Origin of the sequence: Flavobacterium sp. UBA6135, assembly GCF_002428305.1 — a bacterium.
In the GTDB taxonomy this organism is placed as follows: domain Bacteria; phylum Bacteroidota; class Bacteroidia; order Flavobacteriales; family Flavobacteriaceae; genus Flavobacterium.
Genome location: NZ_DIVJ01000031.1, coordinates 1 through 11,181, shown reverse-complemented (window position 1 = coordinate 11,181; position 11,181 = coordinate 1). Strand labels below are relative to the sequence as shown.

Below are 11,181 nucleotides of genomic sequence, written 5' to 3'. Positions count from 1 at the left end.
CCGCCTTCTTTTTAAAACCCTTCATATATCGATGAGGGGTTTTTTGTTTTTTTTAGGACGCTATAATGACTTGTAGCGGATAGTTCTATCCGAAATTCACGAAGGGGTAAGACAACTTAAAATTTAAGTATTTAACTCTAAGTCTTTAATGTAGTCTTCATATTCATAAAAGAAGTGTTCAAAGGGTTCCATTTTTTCTGTAAAGAATGAGAAAATTATGGGCCAACTTGACTTGTTGTTAATGCTGATATTTTTAATTTCAACCCAAATTCTACTAATAGTTTTTCCGTTTTCTAATTGGTAGTTTTTTTCAAAAATTACATCTTCAAGATATTCTTCGATAAGGATGGTTTTTAATGATTCTATTTTTTCAAAATAGATGTTGCGTAGATCATCATCTTTTGATTCGATGTCTAATGAAACCATTGCTTTTTTGTTATCTACATGAAATTTAAAAGTAAAATCTTTGATTTTAGTATTGTATAACAGCCATTTTCTGGGATATTCTTCTGCGAATTTGATCCAAAATTCACGTTTAATTTTTTGTGCTTCTTCTTTACTGTACATTAGATTATTGAAACTTTTATTAAAATGTTTAACAATGGAAATTCACCTTCATCTGTTTCTTGATTAGCGATGATATCCATCACTTCATGGCCTTTTGTAATTTTACCAAAAACAGTATGTTCGCCATCTAAGTGATAGGAACCGTTTTTGTTTTGAATGAAATAGAATTCAAATGGAGTGCTCATTTTTTCAGGATTATCATCCCAACTTCTTGCTGCAGCTAAAGCTCCATAATGGTGTTTGTGCTTTTTATTGAATTCGGCTGGAATTAGATATCTTCCAATTGCTTTCCGTTCTTTTTTTGTAATACTTTCGTCGGAACTACCGCCTTGAATAATAAATCCTTTTACAACTCTATGAAAAAACGTTGTGTTAAAATATTCTTTTTTTACCAAGTAAATAAAATTAGCTCGATGTAATTTTGTTTCTTCAAACAATTCTACTTCTATATTTCCAAATTTTGTTTCAATAAGAACTTTGTTTTCTGGATTTTTGTTGCCATACCAAGTTAAAAATTCAACTACATTTTCATCTGATAAGACGATGGTTTCCAAATCAAATTTTGGTTTGTTAACTGAAATTGTGTCTTCAATTTTTGTAATAATTTGTTCGTTATTTTTTTCTGACTTATCTTTAGTCTTATTATCGCATGAACTAATTAAAAAAATAATAGCAAAAAGGATTAAAAGGTGGATTTTCATAACTTTTTAAAATTTATACCAAAAATAGCAAAAGAAAATCTTCCTGCTACCATTGCTCATGCAAAAATGGCTCCAATTGGGAGAATGGATATTTTAGAAAAGTTAACTTTGGAAAAGAATGAGCCGAAGAGAGCTGCCGTTATGATGCTGTTTTATCCGAAAGGCAATGAAACACATTTGGTTTTGATTGTTAGAAATTCTTATCCGGGAGTTCATTCTTCTCAAATTGCTTTTCCCGGGGGGAAGGTAGAGGTTTTTGATAAAGACTTGCAAGAGACTGCATTAAGAGAAACTGAAGAAGAAATTGGCGTAAAGAAACATCAAATTGAAGTGGTAAGAGCCTTTACAGAAATTTATATTCCGCCCAGTAATTTTTTAGTTTCTCCATTTTTGGGAATTTCTCAAACTAATTTAGAGTTTGTATTACAAGAAGATGAAGTGGCCGGAATTATTGAATTTCCTTTAAAAGATTTTTTGGATGAGAATATCATTGTCACCCGAAGATTGAAAACTTCTTATGCAATTGCAATTGATGTTCCTGCTTTTTTAGTAAAAGAGCATATTGTTTGGGGTGCAACTGCTATGATGTTGAGTGAGTTGAAGGAAACGATTAAAAAGGTTTTGTAATACGATATTTTACTATCTTTTTAGTTGAAAATTTAATTTTTGTTTTTGTAATTTCGCTAATTGATTTTCAATCTAAATCCTATGGCATTATTCAAAAGAAATCCTTTTGGACATTTACTCTTTTTAAAAAAATGGTTAATCCGCGTTTTTGGTGTTATGACACATCAACGATATAGAGGTTTTAATGAACTTCATATTGAAGGATCTGAAATTATAAAAGAATTACCCGAAACTAATGTTTTATTCATATCAAATCATCAAACGTACTTTGCGGATGTTGTTGCTATGTTTCATGTATTTAATGCAAGTTTAAGCGGAAGACAAGATTCAATTAAGAATGTTGGTTATTTGTGGCAACCAAAGTTAAATATTTATTATGTGGCTGCCAGTGAGACCATGAAAGAAGGTTTATTGCCAAGGATTTTAGCCTATGCAGGAGCTATTACAGTGGAAAGAACCTGGCGAGCAAAAGGAAAAGATGTTCAAAGAGAGGTGAATCCTAACGATACTGAGAATATAAAATTAGCTCTTGAAGATGGATGGGTTATTACATTTCCTCAAGGCACAACACGTTCATTTAAACCTGTTAGAAAAGGAACTGCTCATATTATAAAGCAACACAAGCCGATTGTTGTGCCTATTGTAATTGATGGATTCCGTCGTTCATTTGATAGAAAAGGACTTCGGATTAAAAAGAAAGGAATTCTACAATCTATGGTTATCAAAGAGCCCTTGCAAATTGATTATGATAACGAGAGTGTTGAAGAAATCGTTGAAAAAATAGAATTTGCCATTGAACAACATGCTTCTTTGCTAAAAGTAATTCCTATTGAAGTATTAGAGGAACAAAAAGAATTAAATAAAAAACGAATGTGGGAATATTAAAAATCAATTTTTTTCAATTCTTCATAATTTACATATAACCGTTTTAAAAGCCAACCATAAATTAATTTATAAATAAGCCAAAAAATACATGTAAGTACTGCTGTTACAACAATCAATATAATAATTCCAAAAATTGTAACCTCCATTGGTATTTTAGTTAATTCACCATTTGTAGCAATACCTGTGCTGTAGCCTTTGTAAAAGCCATAAGATCCCGCTGCAATAAAAATAAAAGCAAAAGCACTTAAATTGAAGGCAATATATTGTTTTACTACTTTTCGAGTTTTAAGAATTGTTGACATTAATTTTTTTGTGTTATCATCAACCGCAATCTTTTTAAACATGCTGTAAAATTTATAGATAAAATAGAGTACAACAGCATACAAAATAATTGAAATTGCTACATAATAGGAATAAGCTCCAATTTCCTTTATAAACTCAACGTTGTCTTTGTCATATTTTGTAAAAGACAACATCAAACTAAGCAGTATTCCTAAACTTAGTTCAATTAAACTTATATAAAATATCCACTTCACAATAGAAGTTGATTTTTGTTGAAGCATTCCATAAATATCACCTTCTGTTTTTTGTTGGAAATTAGTCTCGCTTTTTTTCCAATCTTTTTTCAATAAATCCAATTCCTCCATCATAATCTTACGGATTTAATATTTTTTTTAATTTTCCTTTAATTCTGTTCATTTTTACTCGTGCATTCACTTCACTAATTCCTAAAGTTTCCGATATCTCTTCATAATCTTTATCTTCTAAATACATAAAAACCAATGCTTTTTCAATATCATTTAATTGATGAACGGCTTTATATAAAAGTTTGATTTGTTCTTCTTCTTCAAAGTTGTAATCTTCTTGTTTAATAAAGTGTCTTGTGGTTTCAAATTCAATTGTAGCAATTGATCGCGTACTTTTTCTATATAAAGTAATTGCAGTGTTTAGAGCGACCCGATAGGCCCAAGTCGAAAATTTCGAGTCGCCACGAAACTTCGGAAACGCTTTCCATAACTGAATCGTAATTTCTTGGAACAAATCATTGTGAGCATCTTCACCCGATGTGTACAAACGACAAATCTTGTGAATAATGTTCTGATTTTCCTTTAATTGCTTAACAAAAGATTGCTCCAGTGAATTGCTCATGTTGTGTTAGTAGTCGGATGGTAAAATTTGTTACAAGATAAAGCTTTTTTGTTTTGTAACTTTTTGTCCTAACTGAATCAAAATACTATTTATGTGTTTTCTATGTTTTCTACTAGAAGCAAATTCCAAAAAAATCTTGTTTTTTTTAAAATAAATCAATTCTATATCTTCTTATCTTTAATAATAGAAAATCTCAGAGTCACTATTACTCAATAATTTTATTTCTTTTTCTCATCGGTTTTTAAATATAATGGTTGTGTTGATCAATTGGATTTACAATTACATTTGTTTAGACTTTAGGGACTATTGATTATCAGATTTTTTAAAAAGAAAAACGAGACGTTTTTTGTGGTAGATGTAGTTTAAGTTGGAAGTCAATAGTTGGGAGTAGGCAGTAAATTATCTCAATTTCTAGCTAATAATTCATTACTCCATACTTTCTTTCCAACCCAATCATCAATCCCACAAATTTGCTATAGCCTTCCAAACCGTCTTTTTGTTTATTGAGTTTCAAAAAATTGTCGTAAAAGGTTTTGAAAATCGGTTCTAAAAAGGTTTTGTATTCTTCGTGAAATTGTTTGCTTTCTTCAAAGTTTTTGATGATTCCCGAATTGATTAAAGGTAGAAATTTTTCACTGCTGCCTTCTTCAATGCGTTCTAAATTTCGCAGACAATGTTTCACAGCAAAACTATAACCGGAATATTGAAAATAGATATTATCACTTTTTATGGAAGCTAAAAATCCGATGAAATTGGCTTCGCTTTCGCTGGCATACCCAATTTGATGAGCCATTTCGTGCAACGTGGTGGTAGGAAAATTATATTTTGGCAAACAATCATTCACTTGAGCTTCATTCGTAAATGGATTCAGATAGCCGCCAAATCCCATATAGCTCAATGGAATACTAATTAATGATGGTTTGATGCTTGGCTTTTCATACAATAGAAAAGAAAATTCTTTTTCAACCGAAGCATAACTTTTTACACTCAAATCAAAAATTTCTTCAGTAGAGTAGGGAACAACCACTTTAATCGAATCATTTTGTGTAATTTGTATGTGAATGTCATTCGTTTTTTCAATCAATTTTATCGTAAAAGCTTCTAATTCTTCAGTTGAATATTCTTTGTCAATTTCCAGTTTTTCATACATCGGAATGCGATGGTAATTGGTTGCCCACAACAAATGAAACAGAAAATAAAATACTGAAGCAAAACCGAGAATCTTCAATACATTATTTTTCCAAGCAATCTTCCACGTTTTTCGCACTCTCCAAAACCATCTGAAAACCAAAAGCAAAACGATACCGTAAATAATGTCTCCAATGGAAATAGACGTAAATCCGAAAGTAGTTCTCGAAATTTTTGAGATAACAGGATAGATTCCTTTACTGTAATATTCTTCGATAAACTTCGGAAATAAAGAAGCGATTTTTAATACAACAATTTGTATCAAAAGGAATAGTGGAAGTATGTATTTTTTTTGAATCATTGTTGGTTCAAATATATGAAAAGGTGATGGGTAATTGGTAATCGGTAAATGGTTTGGGAGAATTTTAATAAAATTAACTTCTTTATTTAGAATAAATAAGAATAATATTTTACATTTGTAGCATCATTTTTCAATCATGGGAAAAGCAAAAAAAGCTGAAAAAGTAATTTATTTCTGCGACGGCAAAAAATGCTGTAAATACAACAAAGAAATCAAAGATTGTCTGAAAGACTTAGTCAAAGACAATGGCTTGAAAGAAAAGGTTGCCTTTGAAAAAATGAAATGCCAAGGCATGTGCAAACAAGCTCCGGTTTTGTGTATTCACAAAAATGAATGTGTAGGCAAAGTATCGACTAAGGATGCTAAAAAACTCTTTGAAAAGCATATCGCTTAAATTTTATTTTTCCTTATTTTATAAAAACTTTACATTTCCCAATTCTTTTATTGGTTCAATTTCTTTGTAACTTTGTGCCACTAAAAAACCTTAGAGCCTTAGTACCTCAGAAACTTAGAACCTTAAAAAGAAATGAATCAAGAAATCAGAAACCTAGAACCCAAAGCACTTTGGAATAAATTTGCCGACTTAAACGCTGTTCCACGACCTTCCAAAAAAGAAGAACTAGTGATTGCTTTTATGATGGATTTCGGAAAGCAATTAGGCTTAGAAACTAGTAAAGATGCAGTCGGAAACGTCATCATCAAAAAACCGGCAACTGCAGGATTAGAAAATAGAAAAACCATTGTGATGCAATCGCATTTAGATATGGTGCATCAAAAAAATAACGACACTACGTTCGACTTTGATACGCAAGGAATCGAAATGTATGTGGATGGCGATTGGGTTCGTGCCAAAGGAACTACGCTTGGAGCCGACAACGGTTTGGGAGTAGCAACCATTATGGCGGTTTTAGAAAGTAAAGACATTCCGCATCCGGCAATTGAAGCTCTTTTTACCATTGATGAAGAAACCGGAATGACCGGAGCAATGGGTTTGAAAGGCGGTTTGTTAAACGGAGAAATTCTCTTGAATTTAGATACAGAAGAAGACGATGAAATCGACATCGGTTGTGCGGGTGGAGTAGATGTAACTGCTACAAGATCATACGAAGAAGAACCAACTCCCGAAAATTCGTTAGCTTTTATCATTACCGTAAAAGGTTTAAAAGGCGGCCATTCCGGAATGGATATTCACAAAGGATTGGGAAATGCCAACAAAATTATGAACCGTTTGTTATTTGATGGTTTTGAAAATTTTGGTTTACAAATTGCTGAAATTAACGGTGGAAGTTTACGTAACGCCATTCCGAGAGAGAGTGTGGCAAAAGTGATTATTTCGGCTATTTATGAAGGTGCATTTCAATTGGATTTACAGAATTTAATCGATAATATTAAAACAGAATTTAAAACCACTGAACCAAATTTAATCATTGAAATTACAGAAACCGAATTACCGGAAAAAGTAATGGATTTAGGCATTCAAGAAGGATTAATTCGTGCGATTTATGCGGCTCATAACGGCGTTTACCGAATGAGTGCCGACATGGAAGATTTGGTTGAAACTTCAAACAATATTGCCAAAGTAACAGTAAAAGATGGAACAATAACTGTTCAATGTTTAACCCGTTCTTCTGTAGAAACTTCCAAATTTGATTTGGCGAATGCGTTGCGTTCTGCGTTTGAATTAATGGGTTGCGAAGTGACCTTTGGCGGAAGCTATCCGGGTTGGACACCAAATGTGAACTCACCAATTCTTGACGTTTTAGTGAATATTTACGAAAAACAAAATGGTGCAAAACCAAATGTTGTGGCTTGTCACGCCGGCTTAGAATGTGGAATTTTAGGAACGAATTACCCAAATATGGATATGATTTCGTTTGGACCAACCATTCACGGAGCTCACTCTCCTGATGAAAGAGCTTCGATTTCATCTGCACAAAAATATTGGAAATTTGTGTTGGAGATTTTGGAGAATATTCCGGAGAAGAATTAGAATTATAGAAAATAGAATATAAAGGAAATCCCGATGAGAGTTGGGATTTTTTTGTTTTTTTAAATACTAAGTAGTTATAGATATTGTAAACACTTTTGTTTAATTAAAAAGCAAATTATTATTGATGCTGCTGCTTACTGGTTACTTTATTTTTTATGTCTTTTATTCAGTTTTACTCTTAATTATATTTAATATTCTCCTTCCTCATTAATACTTAAAGGAGTATGATGTTTAATCTTTATTAACATTATCATTTCTCTTAAAATAGAATCTAATTGTTGAATAGATAATTTTTCTTTTTTTATATTGATTTCTTTTGAAATTGATCCATAATCTAATCTAAAACCTTTAGATCTGAATTCTAGAACTTCTCCCCACTTTGGATATTTATCCATAAAACAAAAAATTTCAAAAACAGCAATATTTCTACTTTTGGGATAAAACATTAAAGTAAAGCCATCTTTTTCGGCGGTTAAAATAAATTTTTTAATTTCTTTTGTGCTTTTCAAAACTTTTCTCTTATGAAAGCCAATAGTGTCCAACTTATCAAAAGGCACCTGTGATGTGATTAACTCTGTGTTTTTTCTTTCTTTCCAAAATGAAAAAAAATATTCAAAAAAAAATAAAATTGGTAATAAAATATAAGAAAAGATCAACCCAAATAGTGATAATAATAAACTAAATAGTAAACCAAAGTTACTTGACGAAATGTAAAGTAAGATAATGAAGAACCAAAATGAAGAGATAATACAAAAAACAAAATACAAATTTTTAAATTTTTTTTTGTTTAGGTTGTAAAAATCTTTTGTTTCACTGGATACTTTAAACATTACTATTGATTCACTGCAGATTTGTAAATGTGATTAAGTTTTTTTGAAATAAACTTCCAGATAATTTTTTTAGTTATCAAATATAAAAAAATCTTTTACTTTTAAATAGTACACTATTAAATATCTTGATTTCATCGGTATAAAAATATCGGAAATTTGTGTTGGAGATTTTGGAGAATATTCCGGAGAAGAAATAAGAAGATAGAAAGTAGAACAAAGATGAAATCCCGATGAGAGTCGGGATTTTTTTGGTTTTATGATTTAAAAGGGGGAGTAGAAGTAAAGGTCTTTTAAAGGTTCTGGTCTTAAAATCGGCGGTGAAATTATAAAACAAACTAAAAATTTTCGAATATATAATTACCAATCAATAGTTTTGAACCAATGTTGTTTAATGCTTATTATATTCAGTAAGTAATTTAATATATAAATCTTGATTTATTTTTGAATTATTTATTCTATTTTCAAATCCGGAAATAACAAATAATAGTGGTAATTGTTGAATATTATACTCATTGTTTCTTATGGCTCCTTTCCAATCTTTTAATTGAAATTTATCTTTTAAAGTCATTAAAAGTTCTTTTTGGAAATTTTCAGCTTCTTTAGGGCTAAAATATTCTGGTAATGCATTCATTCCAATTGCATTTTGATATAATTTTCGTAATTCGTTTTCATTTTCAGAACTGTTTTTTTCGAAATAATAGAAAAAATAAAATGAAATTATTGCCAAAGTAACACCAATCAATATTGAAATTAGAGATGATAATGGAAAAATGTTACTAAAAAATGCTCCAAAAATAAATATTAGAGCTACTAATAGCGATAACCAAGAAAAATATGTTTTAAACATACTTTTTAAATTAATACCTATGTCAATTTGATTTAATTCGTTAATATAGAATACACTATGTACAGGTATTAATGGAATTCCAATAATAATAAATATTGTTTTTATAAATTGACCATCTAATTCCTTTGTTTTTCCGAATTTTCGCAATCCAATAATCATATGATTTTTTTTAAAATATTTTATAACTTGTTTGAATGTCTGATAAAAATTTGAATTATCTCAATAATAGGAATAAGGCTAATAAAATTCAGTTTTGTCTTCCAAATATAAAAAAATTACTTTCAACTTTCTCAACCCAAACAAAAAACCCACTAATTCAAAGATGAAAAAAATCAGCGAATCAGTGGCTATTTTATCAATTCACTTTCTTAAACGGAAACCCTTGACTCTTCCCATTACCACTAATTTCCGCATACAAACTATCTTTGTTTACTAATTTATACGTGATTTTTTTTGGAAAATCGTGTTCAGGGTTTTCAAAAACCATTTCGTTATTGTTTATAGTTGTAGCAGTAAAAAGAGTCGCTTTTCCATCGTTTTGATTGGAAGCCATCACAGAATAAATCCATTTATCCATTTTAAAGAGAATTACTTCTTCTTGAAACAAAGTGTCACCATTTTTTATAAAGGTACTTTTTGCTTCTAACCGATCGTATTTGAGTCCTTCTTTGGTTTCGTTATTGGTTTTAAACCATGTTTCTGTAAAAGTTCCATCTTCTGTTTTGTTTTCCCAAGTGCCAATTAACCAGTCGACCTCTTTTGTAGAATAGTCTTTTTGACATGAAGTAATTGAGAGAAAAGTAACTAACGATAATAGTAAAAGACAATTTTTCATAATCAAAGATTTTATTAAACAATACTACAACAAAACATTGAAATGAGAAACTTGAAACTTGAAACAAAATGTCGTACTTTTGCACTCCAAAATAGAGTACTACAACTATGTTAGACAGATTACAATATGTAAAACAACGTTTCGACGAGATATCAGATTTGATTATTCAGCCTGATGTGATTGCCGATCAGAAGCGTTATGTGCAATTGAACCAAGAATATAAAACCTTAAAAGGTCTTGTGGATAAGCGTGAAGAATACATCCGTTTGACACAAAGCATTGAAGAAGCCAACGAAATTATTGCCGATGGTTCGGATGCTGAAATGGTTGAAATGGCCAAAATGGAATTGGATGATGCCAAAGAACGTATGCCACAATTGGAAGAAGAAATCAAGTTTATGTTGATTCCAAAAGATCCCGAAGATGCCAAAAATGTGATGGTTGAAATTCGTGCCGGAACGGGTGGGGATGAAGCGTCTATTTTTGCCGGAGATTTATACAGGATGTACACCAAATACTGCGAAGGTCGTGGTTGGAGAACTTCTTTAGTAGACATGAACGAAGGAACTGCCGGAGGTTTTAAAGAGGTTATTTTTGAAGTAACCGGAGAAGATGTTTACGGAACATTAAAGTTTGAGGCAGGCGTTCATCGTGTGCAACGTGTTCCGCAAACGGAAACACAAGGTCGAGTTCACACGTCTGCAGCAACTGTAATGGTTTTACCGGAAGCGGAAGAGTTCGACGTTCAAATTGACATGAATGATGTTCGTATTGATTATTTCTGTTCGTCAGGTCCAGGAGGTCAATCGGTGAATACGACAAAGTCGGCTGTACGGATGACGCACATTCCAACCGGATTGGTGGCTCAATGTCAGGATGAAAAATCGCAACACAAAAATAAAGATAAAGCATTAACGGTTTTGCGTTCGCGTTTGTATGAAATGGAATTGGCTAAAAAGCAAGCGGAAGATGCAACCAAACGTACTTCGCAAGTGAGTAGTGGCGACCGTTCAGCAAAAATCAGAACATACAATTATGCTCAAGGAAGAATTACCGATCACCGAATTGGGTTGAGTATTTTTGACTTAGACGGATTTATGAACGGAAATATTCAGAAGATGATCGAAGAGTTGCAATTAGTGAGCAACACCGAAAAATTAAAAGAATCGGAAGTATTTTAAATAAAAAAGAAGCCGTCTCAATACTACAATTTTGAGACGGTTTTTTATTCTATTAAACTTTCATCAAAAGTTTACTATTT

Annotated in this window: 13 protein-coding genes; 5 read left to right on the top strand and 8 right to left on the bottom strand. The window is 31.3% G+C overall.

Annotated features, from left to right (window positions below; all coding sequences use genetic code 11):
* Positions 1-123 precede the first annotated feature (123 nt).
* Together B3L86_RS08335 and B3L86_RS08330 are read right to left on the bottom strand one after the other, a co-directional pair.
* Positions 124-567: a DUF4268 domain-containing protein gene (locus tag B3L86_RS08335; RefSeq protein WP_291117564.1), complete on the bottom strand. Its 444-nt coding sequence runs from the start codon at positions 565-567 to the stop codon at positions 124-126.
* A complete protein-coding gene (locus B3L86_RS08330; protein WP_188363094.1) occupies positions 567-1,268 on the bottom strand; it encodes a peptidylprolyl isomerase in 702 nt (233 codons plus the stop codon). Before B3L86_RS08330 ends, B3L86_RS08335 begins: the two co-directional genes overlap by 1 nt.
* Between B3L86_RS08330 and B3L86_RS08325 the strand changes: the two genes are divergently transcribed.
* Entirely contained in the window at positions 1,257-1,895 is a 639-nt protein-coding gene (locus tag B3L86_RS08325) for an NUDIX hydrolase (RefSeq protein WP_291117559.1), read from the top strand. The genes B3L86_RS08330 and B3L86_RS08325 overlap by 12 nt on opposite strands.
* 81 nt (positions 1,896-1,976) lie before the next feature.
* On the top strand, positions 1,977-2,780 hold the full coding sequence (locus tag B3L86_RS08320; RefSeq protein WP_291117556.1) for a lysophospholipid acyltransferase family protein: 804 nt from the start codon (positions 1,977-1,979) through the stop codon (positions 2,778-2,780).
* Here the strand turns inward: B3L86_RS08320 and B3L86_RS08315 are convergent.
* The 3 genes from B3L86_RS08315 to B3L86_RS08305 form a co-directional block, all read right to left on the bottom strand.
* The gene (locus tag B3L86_RS08315) at positions 2,777-3,430 is read right to left on the bottom strand and encodes a hypothetical protein (protein ID WP_291117554.1); all 654 of its coding nucleotides are present in this window, start codon (positions 3,428-3,430) and stop codon (positions 2,777-2,779) included. The genes B3L86_RS08320 and B3L86_RS08315 overlap by 4 nt on opposite strands.
* A 4-nt stretch (positions 3,431-3,434) precedes the next feature.
* Positions 3,435-3,929: an RNA polymerase sigma factor gene (locus tag B3L86_RS08310; protein WP_188363098.1), complete on the bottom strand. Its 495-nt coding sequence runs from the start codon at positions 3,927-3,929 to the stop codon at positions 3,435-3,437.
* A 415-nt stretch (positions 3,930-4,344) separates the two neighbouring features.
* The gene (locus B3L86_RS08305) at positions 4,345-5,418 is read right to left on the bottom strand and encodes a DUF3810 domain-containing protein (protein ID WP_349679485.1); all 1,074 of its coding nucleotides are present in this window, start codon (positions 5,416-5,418) and stop codon (positions 4,345-4,347) included.
* A 136-nt stretch (positions 5,419-5,554) separates the two neighbouring features.
* Between B3L86_RS08305 and B3L86_RS08300 the strand changes: the two genes are divergently transcribed.
* Both B3L86_RS08300 and B3L86_RS08295 read left to right on the top strand, forming a co-directional pair.
* Complete coding sequence (locus tag B3L86_RS08300) at positions 5,555-5,812, top strand: (2Fe-2S) ferredoxin domain-containing protein (protein ID WP_188363101.1); 258 nt, start codon at positions 5,555-5,557, stop codon at positions 5,810-5,812.
* Between the two features lie 132 nt (positions 5,813-5,944).
* The gene (locus B3L86_RS08295) at positions 5,945-7,408 is read left to right on the top strand and encodes an aminoacyl-histidine dipeptidase (RefSeq protein WP_291117547.1); all 1,464 of its coding nucleotides are present in this window, start codon (positions 5,945-5,947) and stop codon (positions 7,406-7,408) included.
* Positions 7,409-7,596: 188 nt separating this feature from the next.
* On the opposite strand, the gene B3L86_RS08290 is transcribed toward B3L86_RS08295, so the two are convergent.
* From B3L86_RS08290 to B3L86_RS08280, 3 genes are all read right to left on the bottom strand, one after another.
* Complete coding sequence (locus tag B3L86_RS08290) at positions 7,597-8,238, bottom strand: hypothetical protein (RefSeq protein WP_291117544.1); 642 nt, start codon at positions 8,236-8,238, stop codon at positions 7,597-7,599.
* A gap of 388 nt (positions 8,239-8,626) precedes the next feature.
* Entirely contained in the window at positions 8,627-9,244 is a 618-nt protein-coding gene (locus B3L86_RS08285) for a hypothetical protein (RefSeq protein WP_291117542.1), read from the bottom strand.
* Between the two features lie 196 nt (positions 9,245-9,440).
* Positions 9,441-9,920, bottom strand: coding sequence for a DUF6265 family protein (locus B3L86_RS08280; protein ID WP_291117539.1), 480 nt, complete (start codon positions 9,918-9,920; stop codon positions 9,441-9,443).
* A 107-nt stretch (positions 9,921-10,027) separates the two neighbouring features.
* Between B3L86_RS08280 and prfA the strand changes: the two genes are divergently transcribed.
* Positions 10,028-11,101 carry a peptide chain release factor 1 gene (gene prfA, locus B3L86_RS08275; protein WP_188363106.1) on the top strand — a complete coding sequence of 358 codons (1,074 nt, stop codon included), beginning with the start codon at positions 10,028-10,030 and terminating at the stop codon, positions 11,099-11,101.
* Positions 11,102-11,181: the final 80 nt, after the last annotated feature.